The 20,270-nt window shown below is 62.8% G+C and carries 23 protein-coding genes; 15 read left to right on the top strand and 8 right to left on the bottom strand.

All coding sequences use genetic code 11. The features are described 5' to 3' along the window. Window positions 1-47: 47 nt before the first annotated feature. The 9 genes from ACZYR5_RS06465 (at window position 48) to ACZYR5_RS06425 (ending at window position 6,763) form a co-directional block, all read left to right on the top strand. Window positions 48-740 (top strand): YggS family pyridoxal phosphate-dependent enzyme, encoded by a 693-nt coding sequence (locus ACZYR5_RS06465; RefSeq protein ID WP_489088674.1) that lies wholly within the window; start codon window positions 48-50, stop codon window positions 738-740. A gap of 52 nt (window positions 741-792) precedes the next feature. Further along, window positions 793-1,611, top strand: coding sequence for a pyrroline-5-carboxylate reductase (gene proC, locus ACZYR5_RS06460; RefSeq protein WP_489088675.1), 819 nt, complete (start codon window positions 793-795; stop codon window positions 1,609-1,611). Window positions 1,612-1,621: 10 nt separating this feature from the next. Continuing rightward, window positions 1,622-2,212 carry a YggT family protein gene (locus ACZYR5_RS06455; RefSeq protein WP_489088676.1) on the top strand — a complete coding sequence of 197 codons (591 nt, stop codon included), beginning with the start codon at window positions 1,622-1,624 and terminating at the stop codon, window positions 2,210-2,212. A gap of 183 nt (window positions 2,213-2,395) precedes the next feature. Continuing rightward, window positions 2,396-3,535 (top strand): homoserine O-succinyltransferase MetX, encoded by a 1,140-nt coding sequence (metX, locus tag ACZYR5_RS06450; protein ID WP_027617004.1) that lies wholly within the window; start codon window positions 2,396-2,398, stop codon window positions 3,533-3,535. 7 nt (window positions 3,536-3,542) lie between these two features. Next, window positions 3,543-4,163, top strand: a complete 621-nt coding sequence (gene metW / locus ACZYR5_RS06445) for a methionine biosynthesis protein MetW (RefSeq protein ID WP_489088677.1) — start codon at window positions 3,543-3,545, stop codon at window positions 4,161-4,163. 24 nt (window positions 4,164-4,187) lie between these two features. Then, a complete protein-coding gene (locus ACZYR5_RS06440; RefSeq protein ID WP_489088678.1) occupies window positions 4,188-4,622 on the top strand; it encodes a DUF4426 domain-containing protein in 435 nt (144 codons plus the stop codon). Then, complete coding sequence (rdgB, locus tag ACZYR5_RS06435; protein WP_489088679.1) at window positions 4,619-5,215, top strand: RdgB/HAM1 family non-canonical purine NTP pyrophosphatase; 597 nt, start codon at window positions 4,619-4,621, stop codon at window positions 5,213-5,215. The genes ACZYR5_RS06440 and rdgB overlap by 4 nt, the downstream gene beginning before the upstream one ends. After that, window positions 5,212-6,417, top strand: coding sequence for a radical SAM family heme chaperone HemW (gene hemW / locus ACZYR5_RS06430; RefSeq protein WP_489088680.1), 1,206 nt, complete (start codon window positions 5,212-5,214; stop codon window positions 6,415-6,417). Before rdgB ends, hemW begins: the two co-directional genes overlap by 4 nt. A gap of 22 nt (window positions 6,418-6,439) precedes the next feature. Further along, on the top strand, window positions 6,440-6,763 hold the full coding sequence (locus ACZYR5_RS06425) for a DUF3392 domain-containing protein (protein ID WP_489088681.1): 324 nt from the start codon (window positions 6,440-6,442) through the stop codon (window positions 6,761-6,763). A 118-nt stretch (window positions 6,764-6,881) separates the two neighbouring features. Here the strand turns inward: ACZYR5_RS06425 and trmB are convergent, their stop codons facing one another. From trmB to ACZYR5_RS06405, 4 genes are all read right to left on the bottom strand, one after another. Beyond that, window positions 6,882-7,607: a tRNA (guanosine(46)-N7)-methyltransferase TrmB gene (gene trmB, locus ACZYR5_RS06420; RefSeq protein WP_027616998.1), complete on the bottom strand. Its 726-nt coding sequence runs from the start codon at window positions 7,605-7,607 to the stop codon at window positions 6,882-6,884. 9 nt (window positions 7,608-7,616) lie between these two features. Beyond that, entirely contained in the window at window positions 7,617-8,411 is a 795-nt protein-coding gene (locus ACZYR5_RS06415) for a thiazole synthase (protein WP_027616997.1), read from the bottom strand. Window positions 8,412-8,477: 66 nt separating this feature from the next. Continuing rightward, a complete protein-coding gene (thiS, locus tag ACZYR5_RS06410; protein ID WP_489088682.1) occupies window positions 8,478-8,678 on the bottom strand; it encodes a sulfur carrier protein ThiS in 201 nt (66 codons plus the stop codon). A 71-nt stretch (window positions 8,679-8,749) separates the two neighbouring features. Continuing rightward, a complete protein-coding gene (locus tag ACZYR5_RS06405; RefSeq protein WP_489088683.1) occupies window positions 8,750-9,130 on the bottom strand; it encodes a DUF423 domain-containing protein in 381 nt (126 codons plus the stop codon). A gap of 74 nt (window positions 9,131-9,204) precedes the next feature. On the opposite strand from ACZYR5_RS06405, the gene mtgA reads away from it, so the two are divergent. Then, a complete protein-coding gene (mtgA, locus tag ACZYR5_RS06400) occupies window positions 9,205-9,927 on the top strand; it encodes a monofunctional biosynthetic peptidoglycan transglycosylase (RefSeq protein ID WP_489088684.1) in 723 nt (240 codons plus the stop codon). Window positions 9,928-10,107: 180 nt separating this feature from the next. Here mtgA and rpoH read toward each other — a convergent pair whose 3' ends face one another. The 4 genes from rpoH to ftsY all read right to left on the bottom strand — a co-directional run bounded on the left by rpoH (window position 10,108) and on the right by ftsY (window position 14,297). After that, a complete protein-coding gene (gene rpoH, locus ACZYR5_RS06395; protein WP_489088685.1) occupies window positions 10,108-10,962 on the bottom strand; it encodes an RNA polymerase sigma factor RpoH in 855 nt (284 codons plus the stop codon). Between the two features lie 115 nt (window positions 10,963-11,077). After that, a complete protein-coding gene (gene ftsX / locus ACZYR5_RS06390; protein WP_489088686.1) occupies window positions 11,078-12,100 on the bottom strand; it encodes a permease-like cell division protein FtsX in 1,023 nt (340 codons plus the stop codon). After that, complete coding sequence (gene ftsE / locus ACZYR5_RS06385) at window positions 12,097-12,768, bottom strand: cell division ATP-binding protein FtsE (protein ID WP_027616991.1); 672 nt, start codon at window positions 12,766-12,768, stop codon at window positions 12,097-12,099. The genes ftsX and ftsE overlap by 4 nt, the downstream gene beginning before the upstream one ends. Further along, window positions 12,765-14,297 carry a signal recognition particle-docking protein FtsY gene (gene ftsY, locus ACZYR5_RS06380; protein ID WP_489088687.1) on the bottom strand — a complete coding sequence of 511 codons (1,533 nt, stop codon included), beginning with the start codon at window positions 14,295-14,297 and terminating at the stop codon, window positions 12,765-12,767. Before ftsY ends, ftsE begins: the two co-directional genes overlap by 4 nt. A 345-nt stretch (window positions 14,298-14,642) precedes the next feature. On the opposite strand from ftsY, the gene ACZYR5_RS06375 reads away from it, so the two are divergent. The 5 genes from ACZYR5_RS06375 to ACZYR5_RS06355 all read left to right on the top strand — a co-directional run bounded on the left by ACZYR5_RS06375 (window position 14,643) and on the right by ACZYR5_RS06355 (window position 20,255). Then, on the top strand, window positions 14,643-15,998 hold the full coding sequence (locus ACZYR5_RS06375) for a M16 family metallopeptidase (protein ID WP_489088688.1): 1,356 nt from the start codon (window positions 14,643-14,645) through the stop codon (window positions 15,996-15,998). After that, window positions 15,991-17,481: a M16 family metallopeptidase gene (locus tag ACZYR5_RS06370; protein ID WP_489088689.1), complete on the top strand. Its 1,491-nt coding sequence runs from the start codon at window positions 15,991-15,993 to the stop codon at window positions 17,479-17,481. The genes ACZYR5_RS06375 and ACZYR5_RS06370 overlap by 8 nt, the downstream gene beginning before the upstream one ends. Continuing rightward, window positions 17,481-18,086, top strand: a complete 606-nt coding sequence (rsmD, locus tag ACZYR5_RS06365) for a 16S rRNA (guanine(966)-N(2))-methyltransferase RsmD (protein ID WP_489088690.1) — start codon at window positions 17,481-17,483, stop codon at window positions 18,084-18,086. The genes ACZYR5_RS06370 and rsmD overlap by 1 nt, the downstream gene beginning before the upstream one ends. A gap of 308 nt (window positions 18,087-18,394) precedes the next feature. After that, window positions 18,395-19,405: a hydrolase gene (locus tag ACZYR5_RS06360; protein WP_489088691.1), complete on the top strand. Its 1,011-nt coding sequence runs from the start codon at window positions 18,395-18,397 to the stop codon at window positions 19,403-19,405. 4 nt (window positions 19,406-19,409) lie between these two features. Then, the gene (locus ACZYR5_RS06355; protein ID WP_489088692.1) at window positions 19,410-20,255 is read left to right on the top strand and encodes an AraC family transcriptional regulator; all 846 of its coding nucleotides are present in this window, start codon (window positions 19,410-19,412) and stop codon (window positions 20,253-20,255) included. Window positions 20,256-20,270: the final 15 nt, after the last annotated feature.

Raw genomic sequence — 20,270 nt, 5'->3', positions numbered from 1 at the left:
CAATTCCAGTAGAATGCCGCGAACCTCAGACTGCCGGCGTCCCTTGAATGTCCACGATAGCAGACAACATTTCACAGGTAGCTGCGCGCATCCGCGCCGCCGAACAGGCCAGCCAGCGTGCTGAACACAGCGTCCATCTGCTCGCCGTGAGCAAGACCAAGCCGGCCGAGGCAGTGCGTGAAGCCTATGCCGCCGGGGTCCGGGATTTCGGCGAGAACTACCTGCAGGAAGCCCTCGGCAAGCAGCTGGAATTGACCGATCTGCCCTTGAGTTGGCACTTCATCGGCCCCATTCAATCGAACAAGACGCGCGCTATCGCCGAGAACTTCGCTTGGGTGCACTCCGTGGATCGCTTGAAAATTGCCCAACGCCTGTCCGAGCAACGCCCTGCCGACCTGCCGCCACTGAACATCTGCATTCAGGTCAACGTCAGTGGCGAGGCCAGCAAGTCCGGCTGCACACCCGCCGACCTGCCGGCCCTGGCCAGCGCCATCAGCGCCTTGCCGCACCTGACGCTGCGCGGTTTGATGGCGATTCCCGAGCCCACCGACGACCGCGCCGAACAGGACGCTGCGTTTGCCGCTGTGCGCGAGCTGAACCAGAGCCTGCAGGCCAGCCTCAAGCTGCCGCTCGACACACTGTCCATGGGCATGAGCCACGACCTCGAGTCGGCCATTGCCCAGGGCGCAACCTGGGTTCGTATCGGTACGGCCCTGTTTGGCGCCCGCAACTACTCATGAATGCATGGCCAGCCATCAACCCTGGCCGAAACCCACTCTATAAGGACCTGACATGAGCAAGACGCGTATTGCCTTTATCGGTGCCGGAAACATGGCCGCCAGCCTGATCGGCGGCCTGCGGGCCAAGGGCCTTGAAGCTGCGCAGATCCGTGCCAGCGACCCTGGCGCCGAGACCCGTGCGCGGGTCAGCGCCGAGCATGGCATTGAAGTGTTCGCCGACAACGCCGACGCCATCCAGGGCGCCGATGTGGTGGTTCTGGCGGTCAAGCCACAGGCGATGAAAGTGGTCTGCGAGGCGATTCGCCCGCACCTGCAGCCGGGCCAGTTGGTGGTTTCGATTGCCGCCGGCATCACCTGCGCCAGCATGAACAACTGGCTGGGTGCGCAACCTATCGTGCGCTGCATGCCCAACACTCCGGCGCTGCTGCGCCAGGGCGTCAGCGGCCTGTACGCCACCGCCCAGGTCAGCACCGAGCAACGCCAGCAAGCCGAGCAACTGCTGTCGGCCGTGGGCATCGCCCTGTGGCTCGACGAAGAACAACAACTGGATGCCGTTACCGCCGTCTCCGGCAGCGGGCCGGCGTATTTCTTCCTGCTGATCGAAGCCATGACCGCAGCCGGCGAAAAGCTCGGCCTGCCGCGTGAAACCGCAGCCCAACTGACCCTGCAAACCGCCCTCGGCGCAGCGCACATGGCGGTGGCCAGCGACGTCGACGCCGCCGAATTGCGTCGCCGCGTTACTTCGCCGGCCGGCACCACTGAAGCCGCGATCAAGTCCTTCCAGGCCGACGGTTTCGAAGCCCTGGTGGAAAAAGCACTGGGTGCCGCCGCACACCGCTCGGCCGAGATGGCCGAGCAATTGGGCCAATAAGGAGCCATACATGATTGGATTGAACACTGCAGCGGTCTACGTGCTGCAAACCCTGGGCAGCCTGTACCTGCTGATTGTCCTGCTGCGGTTTGTCCTGCAACTGGTGCGGGCGAACTTCTACAACCCGCTGTGCCAATTCGCGGTCAAGGCCACCCAGCCGCTGCTCAAGCCGTTGCGCCGGATCATCCCGAGCCTGTTCGGCCTCGACCTGTCGTCGCTGGTGCTGGCGATCCTGGTGCAACTGGCGTTGATGGCCCTGACCCTGTTGCTGACCTACGGCACCACCGGCAACCCGCTGCAACTGCTGATCTGGTCGATCATCGGGGTCACGGCGCTGTTCCTGAATATCTTCTTCTACGCCCTGATCATCAGCGTGATCCTGTCGTGGGTTGCACCGGGCAGCCATAACCCGGGGGCGGAGCTGGTCAACCAGATCTGCGAGCCGGCCCTGGCGCCGTTCCGCAAGATCCTGCCGAACCTCGGCGGCCTGGATATTTCGCCGATTCTGGCATTCATGGTGCTGAAGCTGATCGACATGCTGGTGATCAATAACCTTGCGGCGATGACCATGATGCCGGAGATCCTGCGGCTGTTGATCTGATAGACCGCCTCGCAATGATCGCGAGCAAGCTCGCTCCTACAGGAAAATTGTTTCCTTGTGGGAGCGAGCCTGCTCGCGAATGGCGACCCCCGTTCCGACTGCATAAAATCCCCTCCGCCCTTCCCTTGCCGCTAGCCACAGCGGTCTTTAGACTTACGCCTCATTTCAACGAGAGCAGGGTCGATGCCAACTGCCTTTCCCGCCGATTCTGTTGGTCTGGTGACGCCCCAGGTGGCGCACTTCAGCGAGCCCCTGGCCCTTGCCTGCGGCCGCTCCCTGTCAGCCTATGACCTGATCTACGAAACCTACGGCACGCTGAACGCCACGGCGAGCAACGCCGTGCTGATCTGCCATGCCCTGTCCGGTCACCACCACGCGGCCGGCTACCACAGCCCCGACGACCGCAAGCCCGGTTGGTGGGACAGCTGCATCGGCCCGGGCAAGCCGATCGATACCAATCGCTTCTTCGTGGTCAGCCTGAACAACCTCGGCGGCTGCAACGGCTCCACCGGCCCCAGCAGCATCAATCCGGAGACTGGCAAACCGTTTGGCGCCGAGTTCCCGGTATTGACCGTCGAAGACTGGGTCCACAGCCAGGCGCGCCTGGCCGAACGCCTCGGTATCCAGCAATGGGCCGCGGTGATCGGCGGCAGCCTTGGCGGCATGCAGGCCATGCAATGGAGCATCACCTACCCGGATCGCATCCGCCATTGCCTGGCCATCGCCTCGGCACCCAAGCTGTCGGCGCAGAACATCGCCTTCAACGAAGTGGCGCGCCAGGCGATCCTCACCGATCCGGAGTTCCACGGCGGCTCGTTCCAGGAAGCCGGGGTGATTCCCAAGCGCGGCCTGATGCTGGCGCGCATGGTCGGGCACATCACTTACCTGTCGGACGACTCGATGGGTGAGAAATTCGGCCGTGGCCTGAAGAGCGAAAAGCTCAACTACGACTTCCACAGCGTCGAGTTCCAGGTCGAAAGCTACCTGCGTTATCAGGGTGAGGAGTTCTCCGGGCGTTTCGACGCCAACACCTACCTGTTGATGACCAAGGCGCTGGACTACTTCGATCCTGCAGCGAACTTCGACGATAACCTGGCAAAAACCTTTGCCGGCGCCAAGGCCAAGTTCTGCGTGATGTCGTTCACCACCGACTGGCGTTTTTCCCCGGCGCGCTCGCGCGAGCTGGTGGACGCCCTGATGGCGGCCCAAAAAGACGTGTGCTACCTCGAGATCGATGCTCCGCAAGGCCACGACGCCTTCCTGATTCCGATCCCGCGCTACCTGCAGGCGTTCAGCAATTACATGAAGCGGATTACGGTGTGAGAAAGCCATGAGAGCTGATCTGGAAATCATCCAGGAATGGATCCCCGCCGGCAGCCGCGTGCTCGACCTCGGTTGCGGCGATGGCGAACTGCTGACCTGGCTGCGCGACCACAAGCAAGTCACCGGCTATGGCCTGGAGAACGACCCGGACAACATCGCCGAGTGCGTGGCCAAGGGCATCAACGTTATCGAACAGGATCTGGACAAGGGTCTGGGCAACTTTGCCAGCAACAGCTTCGACATCGTGGTCATGACCCAGGCGCTGCAGGCCGTGCATTATCCGGACAAGATCCTCGACGAAATGCTCAGGGTCGGGCGCCAGTGCATCATCACCTTCCCCAACTTCGGCCACTGGCGCTGCCGCTGGTACCTGGCCAGCAAGGGCCGGATGCCGGTGTCGGAGTTCCTGCCCTACACCTGGTACAACACGCCGAACATTCACTTCTGCACCTTCGAGGATTTCGAAGCGCTGTGCAGCGAACGTGAAGCCAAGGTCATCGATAGACTTGCTGTCGATCAACAACACCGCCACGGGTGGGCCAGTAAGCTATGGCCTAATCTATTAGGTGAGATCGGCATCTACCGGGTCAGCAGTCCTGGCCTGCAGGATCACCAGGTAGCGGTTTAACCCTGTTATTCGAGGAGAACGATCATGAGTCGTCTTGCGCTGTTTGTCTTAACGGCCTGCCTGAGCGTCAGCGCCATGGCCGCTGAGGTGATCAAGGGCGATCGCCAGGAAACCTTCGGCGACGTCACGGTGCACTACAACACCTTCAATTCGACGTACCTGCAGCCGGATATCGCCAAGGCGGCCGAGCTGATCCGCAGCAAGAACCAGGGCGTGATCAACGTCTCGGTACTCAAGGCCGGCAAGCCACTGGTTGCCAACGTCAGCGGCAGCGTCAAGGACCTGACCAGCAAAAGCGTACCGCTGAACTTCAAGCAGATCACCGAGCAAGGGGCGATTTACTACATTGCCCAATACCCGGTAGAGCAGCAGGAAACCCGCACCTTCGAGATCAAGGTGCAGACCGGTGACGCGATCAACACCATCAATTTCAACCAAGAGCTCTTCCCCGGCGAATGATCACTTTCCCGCAACTCGTATTGGCCAGCCATAACGCCGGCAAACTCAAGGAACTCCAGGCCATGCTCGGCGACTCGGTGCAATTGCGCTCGATCGGCGAGTTCAGCCAGGTCGAGCCCGAGGAAACCGGCCTGTCGTTCGTCGAGAACGCCATCCTCAAGGCGCGCAATGCCGCGCGCATCTCCGGCTTGCCGGCGCTGGCCGACGACTCGGGCCTGGCGGTGGACTTCCTTGGCGGCGCGCCGGGCATCTACTCGGCACGTTATGCCGATGGCCAGGGCGATGCGGCGAACAACGCCAAGCTGCTGGACGTGCTCAAGGACGTCCCGGAGGCCGAGCGTGGCGCCCAGTTCGTCTGCGTACTGGCACTGGTGCGGCATGCCGACGACCCGCTGCCGATCCTCTGCGAAGGCCTGTGGCACGGGCGCATCCTGACCCAGGCCAGCGGTGAGCACGGCTTTGGCTACGATCCGCTGTTCTGGGTACCGGAGCGCAACTGCTCGAGCGCCGAGCTGAGTCCGGCCGACAAGAACCAGATCAGCCACCGCGCCCGCGCAATGGCTCTGCTGCGCCAGCGTCTGGGCCTGAAATGACCCACGACTCTCCCGCGTCGCCGCTGATTTTCGGTGGCGCCGCACCTTCGACCCGGGGCCCGCTGCCGACGCTGCCGCCCCTGGCGCTGTACATCCACATCCCGTGGTGCGTACGCAAATGCCCGTATTGCGACTTCAACTCCCACACCGCCAGCCCAGTGCTGCCAGAAGAGAAGTACGTCGATGCCCTGCTGGCCGACCTCGACCAGGACCTGCACGCGGTGTACGGCCGGGAGCTGAGTTCGATCTTCTTCGGCGGTGGCACCCCGAGCCTGTTCAGCGCCCCGGCACTGGGTCGCCTGCTCAAAGGTGTGGAACAGCGCATCCCGTTCGCCAGCGACATCGAAATCACCCTGGAAGCCAATCCGGGGACCTTCGAGCAAGAGAAATTCGTCGCCTACCGCGCCCTGGGGATCAATCGCCTGTCGATCGGCATCCAGAGCTTCCAGCAGGAAAAGCTCAAGGCCCTGGGACGCATCCACAATGGCGACGAGGCCATCCGTGCCGCCGGCATGGCGCGCCAGGCCGGGTTCGACAACTTCAACCTGGACCTGATGCACGGCCTGCCTGACCAGTCCCTGGAAGACGCCCTGGATGACCTGCGCCAGGCCATTGCGCTGCAGCCGACCCACCTGTCCTGGTATCAGCTGACCCTGGAGCCCAACACGGTGTTCTGGAACCAGCCGCCGCCCCTGCCGGAAGACGACACGCTGTGGGACATCCAGGAAGCCGGTCAGGCGCTGCTGGCTGAACACGGTTACGCCCAATACGAAGTCTCGGCCTACGCCCAGCCCGGCCGGGCGGCGCGGCACAACCTCAATTACTGGAGTTTTGGCGACTTTATCGGCATTGGCGCCGGCGCCCATGGCAAGCTCAGTCACCCGGACGGACGCATCCTGCGCACCTGGAAGACTCGCCTGCCCAAGGACTACCTGAACCCGGCGAAAAGCTTCAAGGCCGGCGAGAAAGCCCTGGGCGACGAGGAAATGCCGTTCGAGTTTCTCATGAACGCCTTGCGCCTGACCGACGGGGTCGAGGCCAGGCTGTACCCGGAACGCACCGGCATGCCATTGGAAAGTCTTGCCGAAGGCCGTCGCGATGCCGAACAAAGTGGCTTGTTGCGGGTCGAACCGTCACGTCTGGCGGCCACCGAGCGCGGACAGCTGTTCCTCAACGACTTGCTGCAGAATTTTCTGATCTGATCTCAGACCTAAGGGAAAACGAATGGATTTGGTACTCGACCTGCTCGCCACCGTCTCGCGCTGGAGCCGCAGCAACCTGTCGGAAATCTCTTTGGCGCTGGTGGGTTGCTTGCTGGTGCTGTTTGGCGCGGATTTCAAAGGCTGGATCGAACAGCGCCTGGGCAACATCGCCGGTGCCTTGCGCGTGCCGATGATGTCGTTGCTGTGCGTGATCGGCAGCGGCGCCGCCTTGATCTACGCCACCCCGTGGATCGTCAAGGGCCTGAGCCAGTTCAACAACTACAGCCTGGCACCGGTGTTGCTGGTGGTGCTGGTGTTGATCGGGGTGGTGGCGGATCGGCGCTGATCCGACACTATCCCTGTAGGAGCGAGCCTGCTCGCGATTGCGGTGTGTCATTCAACATGTGTATTGGCTGACACGGCCTCATCGCGAGCAAGCTCGCTCCTACAGGGGTTAAGCGTGCTTAGGACTGTTTTTCGAACTTCAAATCCCACACCCCATGCCCCAGCCGTTCGCCACGGCGTTCGAACTTGGTGATCGGGCGTTCGGCCGGGCGTGGCACACACTTGCCGTCTTCGGCGAGGTTGCGATAACCCGGGGCGACGTTCATCACTTCCAGCATGTACTCGGCGTACGGTTCCCAGTCGGTGGCCATGTGCAGCACACCGCCGACCTTCAACTTGCTGCGCACCAGCTCGGCGAACGAGGCCTGGACGATGCGGCGCTTGTGGTGGCGGCTCTTGTGCCACGGATCCGGGAAAAACAGCATCAGGCGATCCAGGCTGTTGTCGGCCACGCAACGATTGAGCACCTCGATTGCATCGCAATCGTAGACGCGCAAGTTGGTCAGCCCCTGGGTCAGTACGCCATTGAGCAGCGCACCGACACCCGGACGGTGCACTTCGACACCGATGAAGTCCTGCTCAGGCGCAGCCGCGGCCATTTCCAGCAGCGAATGGCCCATGCCAAAACCGATTTCCAGCGAGCGCGGCGCCGAGCGACCAAACACCTGGTCGAAATCTACCGGCGCGTCGGCCAGTGGCAGGACGAACAGCGGCGTGCCCTGCTCCAGGCCCTTTTGCTGGCCTTCGGTCATGCGCCCGGCGCGCATCACGAAACTCTTGATGCGGCGGTGTTGGCGCTCTTCGCCTTCTTCCGTCTGGATAGGCGTGTCGTTCGATTCAGTCATCAATGGCTCTTACTTGATCAGACCATCCAGCGGCGAGGAGGCGCTGGCATAGAGTTTTTTCGGCATGCGCCCGGCCAGGTACGCCAGGCGACCTGCGACGATTGCGTGTTTCATGGCTTCGGCCATCATGATCGGTTGCTGCGCATGGGCGAGGGCCGAGTTCATCAGCACCGCGTCGCAGCCCAGTTCCATGGCGATGGTGGCATCGGAAGCCGTGCCCACACCCGCATCCACCAACACCGGGATCTTCGCTTCTTCAAGGATGATCTGCAGGTTGTACGGATTGCAGATGCCCAGGCCCGAGCCAATCAGACCGGCCAGCGGCATCACCGCGATACAGCCGATTTCCGCCAGTTGCCGGGCGATGATCGGGTCGTCGCTGGTGTAGACCATCACGTCGAAGCCTTCCTTGACCAGGGTTTCCGCGGCCTTGAGGGTTTCGATCACGTTGGGGAACAGGGTTTTCTGGTCCGCCAGCACTTCCAGCTTCACCAGGTTGTGGCCGTCGAGCAGTTCACGGGCCAGGCGGCAGGTGCGCACGGCCTCGATCGCGTCGTAGCAACCGGCGGTGTTCGGCAGGAAGGTGTAGCGATCCGGCGACAGCACTTCGAGCAGGTTCGGCTCGCCCTCGATCTGTCCGAGGTTGGTGCGGCGCACGGCGAAGGTGACGATCTCGGCACCCGAGGCTTCGATGGCCGAACGGGTTTCTTGCATGTCACGGTACTTGCCGGTACCTACCAGCAAACGCGACTGGTACGTACGACCGGCCAGGACGAAGGGCTTGTCGCTGCGAACGTTGCTCATCGGAAATCCTCTGTGGGGGGGAGGTTCTTGCACAATGCGTGTAGGGCGCGGGTGTCGCCAGGACGATCAGCCGCCGCCGATGGCGTGCACCACTTCCACCGAATCGCCTTCAGCGAGGGTGGTGTCTGCATGCTGGCTGCGCGGGACGATGTCCAGGTTGCGCTCGACCGCGACACGGCGTCCGGTCAGGTCCAGACGGACCAGCAGGCCCGCAACGGTCTCGCCGTCGGGCAGTTCAAGGGATTCACCGTTCAACTGAATGCGCATGCCGGATGCCGCCATCATTTTTAGGGGCCAGCATTCTAGCCCGATCATGACCTAAAGGTCAGTAACAAGCGTCAGGCGGTCGCCTGCAGGCGCCAGGCGGCGAGTCCCAGGCACAGCCAGCCAATCAGGAACGCCAGGCCACCGAACGGGGTGATGATGCCGAGCTTGCCGATGCCGATAGTGGTCAGCAGGTACAGGCTGCCGGAGAACAGCAGGATACCGATACTGAACGAGATGCCGGCCCAGGCCACCAACCGTCCCTGCATCTGCATGGCCAGCAGCGCGACGCCGAACAATGCCAGCGCATGCACCAACTGGTAGGTGACGCCGGTGTGGAAAATGGCCAGGTACTCGGGGGTCAGGCGGCTCTTCAAGCCATGGGCGGCGAAGGCACCCAGGGCAACGCCGGTGAAACCGAAGAAAGCAGCCAGCATCAGAAAGCCACGCAGCATGAAGAACTCCAGTCAGACTCGATCAACAGGGTCTGTATAATGGCCCGCTCGACGGGTTCGGCCAAGCCATCTCTATGCTGCGTATATTTTTTCGACGTTTCACCAAGGCCCTGCTCTGGTTCGCGGCTGGCAGCGTGGTGCTGGTGCTGATTTTTCGCTTCGTCCCACCACCGGGCACGACGCTGATGATCGAGCGCAAGATCGAATCCTGGATCGACGGCGAACCCATCGACCTGCAGCGCGACTGGACCCCATGGGAGGACATCGCCGATGACCTCAAAGTCGCGGTGATTGCCGGCGAAGATCAGAAATTCCCCGAGCATTGGGGCTTCGACCTTGGCGCAATTCGCGCCGCCCTGGCCCATAACGAGCTGGGGGGGTCCGTGCGCGGTGCCAGTACCCTGAGCCAGCAGGTGTCGAAGAACCTGTTCCTGTGGTCCGGCCGCAGTTGGCTGCGCAAAGGCCTGGAAGCCTGGTTTACCGGGCTGATCGAAGTGCTTTGGCCAAAGCAGCGGATTCTCGAGGTGTACCTCAACAGCGTCGAATGGGATGACGGCGTGTTCGGCGCCGAAGCCGCCGCCCGCCATCATTTCGGCGTCAGCGCGAAAAACCTCAGCCGGCAACAGGCCAGCCTGCTGGCGGCGGTACTGCCCAATCCGCGGGTGTGGAGTGCCAGTCATCCGACTGCTTATGTGCAACGCCGGGCTGGCTGGATCCGTCAGCAAATGCGCCAGTTAGGCGGAGATAGCTACCTGATCGGTTTGAATGACTCGCGTCGGGCGCCCTGGGCGGAGTAAATCCACCCACCACCCCACTGTAGGAGCGAGCTTGCTCGCGAAAAACTTCAAGGGCGCCGCGCTCATTCAGAATGTCCGCGTTATCGTTGACGTTTTTCGCGAGCAAGCTCGCTCCTACAAGGGTCACCACAAAAAAGCCCCGATCAAATGACCGGGGCTTTTTTATTGCCGGCTTGCAGCTTACGCCGCAATCGACAGTTTCAACTTGTTCATCGCGCTCTTCTCAAGCTGACGAATCCGCTCGGCCGAGACGTTGTACTTCTGCGCCAGGTCGTGCAGCGTGGCTTTTTCTTCTGCCAGCCAACGCTGGTAGAGGATGTCACGGCTGCGGTCGTCCAGGACGTCCAGCGCCTCGTGCAGGTTACTGGTGGAGTTGTCGCTCCAGTCAGCGTCTTCCAGCTGGCGAGCCGGATCGTAGCGGTGGTCTTCCAGGTAGTTGGCTGGAGACTGGAAGGCGCTGTCGTCGTCGGCTTCGGCAGCCGGGTCGAAGGCCATGTCCTGGCCAGTCAGGCGACTTTCCATCTCGCGCACTTCCCGCGGCTCTACGCCGAGGCTTTCAGCCACACGATGGACTTCTTCGTTGTTCAGCCACGCCAAGCGTTTTTTCTGGCTGCGCAGGTTGAAGAACAGCTTGCGCTGGGCCTTGGTGGTCGCGACTTTCACGATGCGCCAGTTGCGCAGGATGAATTCGTGGATTTCCGCCTTGATCCAGTGCACGGCAAAAGACACCAGGCGCACACCCATTTCCGGATTGAAGCGTTTCACCGCTTTCATCAGGCCGACGTTGCCTTCCTGGATCAGGTCAGCCTGGGCCAGGCCGTAGCCGCTGTAGCTACGGGCGATATGCACAACAAAACGCAGGTGGGCGAGCACCATCTGCCGAGCTGCCTCAAGATCCTGCTCATAGTAGAGACTCTCGGCCAGTTCACGCTCCTGCTCTGGCGTCAGCAGTGGAATGCTGTTCACCGTGTGCACGTAGGCTTCCAGGTTTGCACCGGGAACCAGGGCATAAGCAGGTTGCAAAGAAGTGGTCATACGAAAAAACCTCCGACTCACATAACTCGTGCAGTTCAGCACTGCGAAAATTGACCGGAAACCGAAGGACAAGTTCCCCTACACGCTGAAAGGACATACAAGCAAAAAATACAATTTATTTCGGTGCAAGCTCTCTCAAATGGCGTGCCACCGCAATCCACGCACCGATATAACCCAACAACACCGCGCCAAGCAAGAGCGACAGACCATCGGCTACCGGCACACCGGCCAGCGCGAAACTGCTGCCGTACAAGCCGGCCAGGCCGACCACCGCGTCGTTCAGCCAGTTCAGGCCGAACGCCAGGACGCCCCAGGAAAAAATCCCCGCACCGAAGCCATAAAGCGCACCCATATAGAGAAAGGGCCTACGCACATAGCTGTCAGTGCCGCCGACCAGTTTAATCACTTCTATCTCTGTGCGGCGGTTTTCAATATGAAGACGAATGGTATTGCCTATCACCAAAAGTAATGCAGAAACCAGCAACACCGTCAAACCGAAGACAAACCGATCGCCCAGCTTGAGAATCGCTGCCAGACGCTCGACCCAAACCAGGTCCAGTTGCGCCTGCTGCACCTTGGGCAACTCGGCAAGTCGCTGACGCAAGGCCTCCAGAGTCGTCTTGTCGACTTCATTCGGGGTCACCAGCACCACGCCCGGCAGCGGGTTTTCCGGCAACTCCTTGAGCGCCTCGCCCAGGCCCGACTGTTGCTGGAACTCTTCCAGCGCCTGGTCGCGGCTGATGTACTCGGCCTCCGCCACCCCGGGCAGTGCCTTGATCTGCTCGCGCAGTTGCTCGCCCTCAGCGGCGCTGGCATCCAGCTGCAGGTACAGGGAAATCTGCGCCGCACGCTGCCAGGAGCCACCCAGGCGCTCGACGTTACTCAGCAGAAGTGACAGCCCCATCGGCAAGCTCAGGGCCACGGCCATCACCAGGCAAGTGAAGAAACTGCCGATCGGCTGCTTGCCCAGACGGCGCAAGCTGTCGAGTAGGCTGGCGCGGTGACTTTCGATCCAGGCGCGCAACAGGGTGCGAAAGTCCGGACCATCATCTTCGTCGTGCTTTTTCTTCTGCGGTTGCGGGTCGGCAGCCTTGGGGGCTACGCGCTCGGAAACCTTTGGACTGCGTGTCGCACTCATGCTCCGGCCTCCCCGTCGCCAATCAATCGGCCGCGCTGCAAGGTCAGCATGCGATGACGCATGCGCGCGATCAGCGCCAGGTCGTGACTGGCAATCAGCACGCTGGTGCCCAGGCGGTTGATGTCTTCGAAAACCCCCATGATCTCTGCCGCCAGGCGCGGGTCGAGGTTACCGGTGGGTTCGTCCGCCAACAGCAGGGCCGGACGGTGGACGATGGCGCGGGCGATGCCGACGCGCTGTTGCTGCCCGGTGGACAGGTCGCCGGGGTACAGATCGCTCTTGTCCGACAGCGCGACGCGATCGAGGGCCGAATCCACGCGCTTGGCGATCTCGACCTTGGACAGGCCGAGGATCTGCAGCGGCAAGGCGACGTTGTTGAACACGGTGCGGTCAAACAGCAGTTGGTGATTCTGGAACACCACGCCGATCTGCCGGCGCAGGAACGGGATCTGCGCATTGCTGATGGTCGCCAGGTCCTGCCCGGCCAGCAGCAATTTGCCAGTGGTCGGACGCTCCATCGCCAGCAACAGGCGCAGCAGGGTGCTTTTACCGGCGCCGGAATGCCCGGTGACGAACAGGAACTCGCCGCGCCGGACTCGAAAGCTCAGCTCATGCAAGCCGACGTGACCGTTCGGATAACGCTTGCCGACCTGTTCGAAACGAATCATGCACGCTCCCGCTCGGCAAACAATGCCTGGACAAAGGGTTCTGCTTCAAAGGTGCGCAAGTCATCGATGCCTTCACCGACGCCGATGTAGCGAATCGGCAGGCCGAACTGCTTGGCCAGGGCAAAAATCACCCCGCCCTTGGCCGTGCCGTCGAGCTTGGTCAGGGCCAGGCCGGTCAGTTCCACCGTCTGGTTGAACTGCTTGGCCTGGTTGATGGCGTTCTGGCCGGTACCGGCATCGAGCACCAGCAGCACTTCGTGCGGCGCTTCGGCGTCGAGCTTGCCGATCACCCGGCGCACCTTCTTCAGTTCTTCCATCAGGTTGTCTTTGGTGTGCAGGCGACCGGCGGTATCGGCGATCAGCACGTCGATATTCCGCGCCTTGGCCGCCTGCACGGCGTCGAAGATCACCGACGCCGAATCGGCACCGGTGTGCTGGGCGATCACCGCAATGTTGTTGCGCTCGCCCCAGACCTGCAGCTGCTCGACGGCCGCCGCACGGAAGGTATCACCCGCCGCGAGCATGACTTTCTTGCCTTCGAGTTGCAGTTTCTTCGCCAGTTTGCCGATGGTGGTGGTCTTGCCGGCGCCGTTGACGCCCACTACCAGGATCACGAACGGCTTGTTCTGCGAAGTGATCTTCAACGGCTGCTCGACCGGCTTGAGCATCGCCGCCAACTCAGCCTGCAGGGATTTGTACAGGGCGTCGGCGTCAGCCAGTTCCTTGCGGGCGACCTTCTGGGTCAGGCGCTGGATGATCACCGAGGTGGCCTCGACCCCGACGTCGGCGGTCAGCAGGCGAGTCTCGATGTCTTCGAGCAACTCGTCATCGATGATCTTCTTGCCGAGGAACAGGCTGGCCATGCCCTCGCCAATGCTGGCGCTGGTCTTCGACAGGCCTTGCTTGAGGCGGGCGAAGAAACCGGTCTTGGCTTCTTCATTGCGCACCGGCTCAGTGACTGCCGGCTCGACCACGACAGGTGCCGGAGCAACTGGCGCTGGAGTCACGGGTACAGGAGCGGCGGGAGCTGGAGCGGCGGCAACTGGCGTCGGTTGCGGAACAACCGGCGGGGCCACGAACGCGGCGATGACTGGCTGCGGCAGATCAGGCTCTTCAACGACTTCAGGCGTTTCGATGACCGGCTTCGACTCGACCACCAACAGCTCCACGGCTTGCTGGACCACAGTCGGCGCGGGAATCGGCGGCGTGATGTGCGGCGCCTGCTCATCTTCGACCAGGGCCACTGGCTCTTCGGGCACCGGCAGGGTCAACCACGGCTCGGGGCTCGGTGCAGGTACCGGCGCTGGCTCGACTGCCGGCTGCAGGACCGGCTCAGTGATGGGCTGCACCACCGGCGAAGTCGTCTCGACCACCGGCGCGGCTTCTACCAAAGGCTGCGGGGCAATCTCGGGTTCTGGTTGTGGCTGTTCGACGACGGCTTGCTGCGGTTTTTTACGCAACCATCCGAACAGGCTTTTCTTCTCGCCAGCCGCAGCTGGGTTCTTCTTGTCGTCGTTGGAACCAAACATGGAGGACGGCTATCTCACAGTAGCGGCGCGCCAATGGCGCCCCGGCAATTGAATATTCGATGCAGAACAGACTGCGATTCCCGCAGCTTGTTCACGCGCAACAATTTGTCGAGATGCTCGCGGGCATCTCAAAAGGTCGATTAACACTAAGGACTGGAACGGCATCGTCGGCGAAAACGCTGAGTTTAGCTGATAAACCCAATGCTTCTTCCGGAAACCCATACAACCTACTGACCGATCGAAGGCCTGATAGGCGTGGCCGCCAGTAAAACGGATCAGTATCCTAGCACCTCCTCGCCCGCCGACGCTAAGACCAAGCGGGCAGCCCAACAGGTCAAGAAACCCATGAATGCTCTAGCCCGCCGCGCTGCTGGCCTGCTGCTCAGCACAGTTTGTCTGCCCCTGGCCGCCCTGGCTGCCGACCCGCAACCGACCCATGAATTCACCCTCGACAACGGCCTCAAGGTCGTCGTGCGCGAGGATCACCGCGCGCCGGTGGTGGTGTCACAGGTCTGGTACAAGGTCGGCTCCAGCTACGAAACCCCGGGCCAGACCGGCCTGTCCCACGCCTTGGAACACATGATGTTCAAGGGCAGCGAGAAGGTCGGCCCCGGCGAAGCGTCGTTGATCCTGCGCGACCTCGGCGCCGAAGAGAACGCCTTCACCAGTGACGACTTCACCGCCTACTATCAGGTGCTGGCCCGCGACCGCCTGGGCGTTGCCTTCGAGCTGGAAGCCGACCGCATGGCCAGCTTGCGCCTGCCGCCGGACGAGTTCAGCCGCGAGATCGAAGTGATCAAGGAAGAACGCCGCCTGCGCACCGACGACAAGCCGATGTCCAAGGCCTACGAACGCTTCAAGGCCATGGCTTACCCGGCCAGCGGCTACCACACCCCGACCATCGGCTGGATGGCTGACCTGGACCGCATGAAGGTCGAGGAGCTGCGTCACTGGTACGAATCCTGGTACGCGCCGAACAACGCCACCCTGGTGGTGGTCGGCGATGTCACCCCGGACGAAGTCAAAGCCCTGGCCCAGCGTTACTTTGGCCCGATTGCCCGACGCGCGGTGCCACCGGCGAAGATTCCGCTGGAACTGGCCGAGCCGGGCGAACGGCAGATCACCCTGAAAGTGCAGACCCAGCTCCCGGCCCTGATGCTGGCCTTCAACGTGCCGAGCATTGCCACCACCGAGGACAAACGCTCGGTCAACGCCCTGCGACTGATCTCGGCGCTGCTCGATGGCGGCTACAGCGGACGCATCCCGACCCAGCTGGAGCGCGGTGAAGAACTGGTGTCCGGTGGCTCGTCGAGCTACGACGCCTACACCCGTGGCGACTCGCTGTTCACCCTGTCGGCTACACCCAATACCCAGAAGCAGAAAACCATGGCCCAGGCCGAAGCCGGTCTTTGGAGGCTGCTGGAGCAGTTGAAGACCACCGCACCGTCCGCCGAGGAACTGGAACGCGTCCGCGCCCAGGTGATCGCCGGTCTGGTCTACGAGCGTGACTCGATCACCAGCCAGGCCACCGCCATCGGCCAGCTGGAAACCGTCGGCCTGTCGTGGAAGCTGATGGACAGCGAGCTCGCCGAGCTGGAAAGCGTGACCCCGCAAGACATCCAGAACGCCGCCAAGCGGTATTTCACCCGCGAACGTCTCAGCGTCGCCCACGTACTGCCACAGGAGACGCCTCATGAGTGAGCGTAAACCACCGCGCCTGCTGCTGATCGGCCTGATCGCTGTCGCACTGGCGGGCTCTGCCGTGTTCTATTTCTCGCGCAGCGCTGAAACCGTCGCCAGCGAAGCCCTGGACAAGGCCCAGTCGAGCCAGAAGCTGCAGTCGCTGGCCGAACTCGACGGCAAGGCCCCGAGCCGGCGCAAGCTCGACGTGCAGACCTGGAACACCGCCGAAGGTGCGAAAGTGCTGTTCGTCGCCGCACCCGAGTTGCCGATGTTCGACCTGCGCCTGATCTTCGCCGCCGGCAGCAGCCAGGACGGCAATGCCCCGGGCCTGGCCATGCTGACCAACGCGATGCTCAACGAAGGCGTTGCCGGCAAGGACGTCAGCCAGATCGCCCAGGGGTTTGAAGGCCTGGGCGCAGACTTCGGCAATGGCGCCTACAAGGACATGGCCGTTGCTTCGCTGCGCAGCCTGAGCGCCGTGGACAAACGCGAGCCAGCGCTCAAGCTGTTCGCTGAAGTGGTCGGCCACCCGACCTTCCCCGCCGACTCGTTGGCCCGCATCAAGAACCAGGTGCTGGCCGGTTTCGAGTACCAGAAACAGAACTCGGCGAAAGTCGCGAGCCTGGAGCTGATGCGCCGCCTCTATGGCCAGCACCCCTACGCCCACGCCAGCGATGGCAATCCGCTGAGCATTCCGCCAATCACCCTGGCGCAGCTCAAGGCCTTCCACGCCAAGGCCTACGCCGCCGGCAACGTGGTCATCGCGCTGGTCGGCGACCTGTCGCGCAGTGAAGCCGAGGCGATCGCCGCCCAGGTCTCCAGCGCGCTGCCCAAGGGCCCGGCGCTGCCAAAGATCGCTCAGCCGGCCGAGCCCAAGCCCGGCACCAGCCGCGTCGAGTTCCCCGCCAAGCAGACCAACCTGATGCTCGCGCAATTGGGCATCGACCGCGACGATCCGGATTACGCCGCCCTGTCCCTGGGCAACCAGATCCTCGGCGGCGGAGGCTTCGGCACCCGCCTGATGAGCGAAGTCCGGGAAAAGCGCGGCCTGACCTATGGCGTCTACTCGGGCTTCTCGCCGATGCAGGCTCGCGGTCCGTTCATGATCAACCTGCAAACCCGTGCGGAAATGAGCGAAGGCACCCTGAAACTGGTGCAGGACGTGCTGTCCGACTACCTCAAGACCGGCCCGACCCAGAAGGAACTCGACGACGCCAAGCGCGAACTGGCCGGCAGCTTCCCGCTGTCCACCGCCAGCAACGCCGATATTGTTGGTCAACTGGGCGCCATGGGCTTCTATAATCTGCCACTGACCTACCTCGAAGACTTCATGCAGCAATCCCAGAGCCTGACAGTCGAGCAGGTCACCGCGGCCATGAACAAACACTTGAGCATGGACAAAATGGTGATCGTCACTGTCGGCCCTACCGTGCCGCAACAGCCGTTACCGGCCCCCACTGACAAACCTTCCGAGCAGCCGCTCGGGGTTCCGGAGCATTAATGGCCCGTTCATCGCAGCCGAAAAAACCCGTTCACAACGTGCATAACGGCGTGAACCAACTGCGCATCATCGCCGGTGAGTGGCGCAGCCGTCGCCTGAGCTTCCCCGACGCCCCGGGCCTGCGCCCGACGCCGGACCGCGTGCGCGAAACCCTGTTCAACTGGCTCGCACCCTACGTGCCAGGGGCCAAGGTCTTCGACCCGTTCACCGGCAGCGGCGCGCTCTTTCTCGAAGCGTTGTCCCGGGGCGCGGCCATGGGCCAGGCGCTGGACGCCAGCAGCCTGGCGGTGTCGAGCCTGAAGGAGCACCTGGGCACCCTGCGCTGCACCGTCGGCCAGGTGCAGACCGCCGACGCGCTGCGCTACCTGGAAACCCAGCCGGCCACCGCCTACGACCTGGTGTTCCTCGACCCCCCGTTCAACCAGAACCTGCTGCCTGCGGTCTGTACGCTGCTGGAAGAGCGGCAGTGGCTGGCGGATGACGCCTGGATCTACACCGAAAGCGAAACCGCGCCCTCCACACTCGGCCTGCCAGCCGGCTGGCGCCTGCACCGCGAGCAGAAATCCGGGCAGGTCTATTACGCGTTGTGGCATCGCCTCGTCTGACCCGCTACGCCAACGGGCGGCCACACCGCCCGTTGCCCTTCCAGCACGGTATTAAATAGCTACCACCCGCCTGCTCGTGCCATGACCGACAGTGATCGACAGTTCTTCCCGTCAATCACCAAGGATGCCCACCCCATGAATATCTTCTGCAGCGTCCTGCTGCTCTTGAGTGGGCTGATGCCCATGATGGCGCTCACCGCCCACAGCAGTCTGTCACAACCTGTGGATCCACCGAGCCCGCGCATGTGTCGCGCTGACGAGCCGTTTGTGGCAAGTTAGTTTATCCGCCGTACAGTCCCGAGATCGTCGTGCTCCAGCCCTGCACTCTTGCCACCCCGTCCTTCACGCCCGCCCTGGGCCTGGGCAACCCGCACCTGCAAACCCTGTGGGGACCGCTGTGGCGCAAGACCACCCATCTTGAGCGCCAGCGCGAACGCCTGTGGCTGGATGACGGTGACTTCCTCGACTTCGACTGGCATGGCCCGCACAGCGCCGAGGCGCCGCTGGTGCTGGTGCTGCACGGGCTGACCGGCTCTTCAAATTCGCCTTATGTCGCCGGGCTGCAACAGGCCCTGTCCGCCCAGGGCTGGGCCAGCGCGGCACTGAACTGGCGCGGCTGTTCCGGCGAACCGAACCTGCTGCCGCGCAGCTACCACTCCGGCGCCAGCGAAGACCTGGCGGCAGCGATCAACCATTTGCGCAAGGTTCGTCCCCTGGCCCCACTGTATGCCGTTGGCTATTCGCTGGGCGGCAATGTGCTGCTCAAACACCTGGGAGAAAGCGCTGGCGACAGTCAACTGCAGGGCGCGGTAGCCGTTTCCGTACCCTTTCGCCTGGACCAGTGCGCCGACCGCATCGGCCAGGGTTTTTCCCGGGTCTATCAGGCGCATTTCATGCGCGAGATGCTGGCATACATCAAGAACAAGCAGCGTCAGTTTCTCCAGGACGGTCGCCACGAAGGCCTGGCGACCCTGGCCAGCCTCGGCTCGCTGGAAAAGATGCGCACCTTCTGGGACTTCGACGGCCGCGTCACCGCGCCCCTGCATGGCTTCGCCGACGCGCAGGACTACTACCGACGCGCCTCCAGCCGCTATTACCTGGGCGAAATTCGTACGCCAACCCTGATCATCCAGGCCGCCGACGACCCCTTTGTCTACCCCCACAGCCTGCCCGAGGCGCACGAACTGTCTGCCTGCACTCACTTTGAATTGCAGCCCAAGGGCGGCCATGTCGGCTTCGTTGATGGCACATTGCGTAAACCCGGCTATTACCTCGAGCGGCGCATCCCTCAGTGGCTGACCCTCGCGGGACGCGGTTAAGCCCATGCAACAGCTGCCGGGCGAATCCATCCATTTCTGGCAAACCGCCCCCCTGGCCGGCGTCGAACTGCTGTCAGCTCGCTATATCGAGCAGCGTTTCGTCCCCCATGTGCACGATGGTTTCGTGATCGGCATGATCATGGCCGGCGCCCAGCGCTATCGGTATCGCGGCGCCGAGCACCTGGCCGGCAGCGGCACGCTGGTGGTGATCAACCCGGACGAACTGCACACCGGCAACAAGGGCACGGAAGACGGCTGGCTATATCGCGCGTTCTATCCCGACAACCAGCAAATCCATACCCTGCTGGCCGAGCTGGAACTGCCCGCCCACAGCCTGCCGGCCTTTGGCGCGACGCTGTATCGCGACCCGGACCTGGTCAGTGGTTTCAGTTATTTGCACCGTCTGCTGGAGAGCCCGGCCAGCGCCTTGCAACAACAGACCCTGTGGCGCGAAACGATGTTCGCGCTGCTGCAACGTCATGCTGCGGTGGCGACACCCGGACAGCCGGGCCGCGAGCACCGCGCCATCGCCCGCGCCAAGGAATTGATGCACAGCCAACTGGCCGCGCCGCCCTCGCTGGAAGCCCTGGCGGCGGCGGTCAATCTGTCGCCCTTTCACTTCGCCCGGGTGTTCCGCCGCGCCACCGGCATGCCACCGCACACCTGGCTGATGCAGCAGCGCATCGCCCAGGCCCGCGCGCTGTTGCAGGAGGGCTGCCTGCCGCTGGCGGTCGCCACGCAGCTGGGCTTTGCCGATCAAAGCCATTTGAGCCGGCAGTTCAAGAAGGTCTATGGCGTCGGGCCCGGGGCCTATCGCAGCGCCAGATCCGTGCCGCCCTCAGTCGGCTAAAACCTGCAAGATCGT

It is taken from the genome of Pseudomonas sp. F007 (assembly GCF_057814275.1).
Note: the sequence above shows the minus strand (reverse complement) of the source record. Positions and strands in the feature narration are given on the sequence as shown.

What these genes read in the sequence shown, in the direction of transcription:
- metX (WP_027617004.1), top strand. Translation starts at nt 2,396, where the DNA reads ATGCCAACTGCCTTTCCCGCCGATTCTGTTGGTCTGGTGACGCCCCAG.
- proC (WP_489088675.1), top strand. Translation starts at nt 793, where the DNA reads ATGAGCAAGACGCGTATTGCCTTTATCGGTGCCGGAAACATGGCCGCC.
- rdgB (WP_489088679.1), top strand. Translation starts at nt 4,619, where the DNA reads ATGATCACTTTCCCGCAACTCGTATTGGCCAGCCATAACGCCGGCAAA.
- hemW (WP_489088680.1), top strand. Translation starts at nt 5,212, where the DNA reads ATGACCCACGACTCTCCCGCGTCGCCGCTGATTTTCGGTGGCGCCGCA.
- ACZYR5_RS06455 (WP_489088676.1), top strand. Translation starts at nt 1,622, where the DNA reads ATGATTGGATTGAACACTGCAGCGGTCTACGTGCTGCAAACCCTGGGC.
- ftsY (WP_489088687.1), bottom strand. Translation starts at nt 14,297, where the DNA reads ATGTTTGGTTCCAACGACGACAAGAAGAACCCAGCTGCGGCTGGCGAG.
- rsmD (WP_489088690.1), top strand. Translation starts at nt 17,481, where the DNA reads ATGGCCCGTTCATCGCAGCCGAAAAAACCCGTTCACAACGTGCATAAC.
- trmB (WP_027616998.1), bottom strand. Translation starts at nt 7,607, where the DNA reads ATGACTGAATCGAACGACACGCCTATCCAGACGGAAGAAGGCGAAGAG.
- mtgA (WP_489088684.1), top strand. Translation starts at nt 9,205, where the DNA reads ATGCTGCGTATATTTTTTCGACGTTTCACCAAGGCCCTGCTCTGGTTC.
- ACZYR5_RS06440 (WP_489088678.1), top strand. Translation starts at nt 4,188, where the DNA reads ATGAGTCGTCTTGCGCTGTTTGTCTTAACGGCCTGCCTGAGCGTCAGC.
- thiS (WP_489088682.1), bottom strand. Translation starts at nt 8,678, where the DNA reads ATGCGCATTCAGTTGAACGGTGAATCCCTTGAACTGCCCGACGGCGAG.
- ACZYR5_RS06465 (WP_489088674.1), top strand. Translation starts at nt 48, where the DNA reads ATGTCCACGATAGCAGACAACATTTCACAGGTAGCTGCGCGCATCCGC.
- rpoH (WP_489088685.1), bottom strand. Translation starts at nt 10,962, where the DNA reads ATGACCACTTCTTTGCAACCTGCTTATGCCCTGGTTCCCGGTGCAAAC.
- ACZYR5_RS06355 (WP_489088692.1), top strand. Translation starts at nt 19,410, where the DNA reads ATGCAACAGCTGCCGGGCGAATCCATCCATTTCTGGCAAACCGCCCCC.
- ftsE (WP_027616991.1), bottom strand. Translation starts at nt 12,768, where the DNA reads ATGATTCGTTTCGAACAGGTCGGCAAGCGTTATCCGAACGGTCACGTC.
- metW (WP_489088677.1), top strand. Translation starts at nt 3,543, where the DNA reads ATGAGAGCTGATCTGGAAATCATCCAGGAATGGATCCCCGCCGGCAGC.
- ACZYR5_RS06405 (WP_489088683.1), bottom strand. Translation starts at nt 9,130, where the DNA reads ATGCTGCGTGGCTTTCTGATGCTGGCTGCTTTCTTCGGTTTCACCGGC.
- ACZYR5_RS06370 (WP_489088689.1), top strand. Translation starts at nt 15,991, where the DNA reads ATGAGTGAGCGTAAACCACCGCGCCTGCTGCTGATCGGCCTGATCGCT.
- ftsX (WP_489088686.1), bottom strand. Translation starts at nt 12,100, where the DNA reads ATGAGTGCGACACGCAGTCCAAAGGTTTCCGAGCGCGTAGCCCCCAAG.
- ACZYR5_RS06415 (WP_027616997.1), bottom strand. Translation starts at nt 8,411, where the DNA reads ATGAGCAACGTTCGCAGCGACAAGCCCTTCGTCCTGGCCGGTCGTACG.
- ACZYR5_RS06375 (WP_489088688.1), top strand. Translation starts at nt 14,643, where the DNA reads ATGAATGCTCTAGCCCGCCGCGCTGCTGGCCTGCTGCTCAGCACAGTT.
- ACZYR5_RS06425 (WP_489088681.1), top strand. Translation starts at nt 6,440, where the DNA reads ATGGATTTGGTACTCGACCTGCTCGCCACCGTCTCGCGCTGGAGCCGC.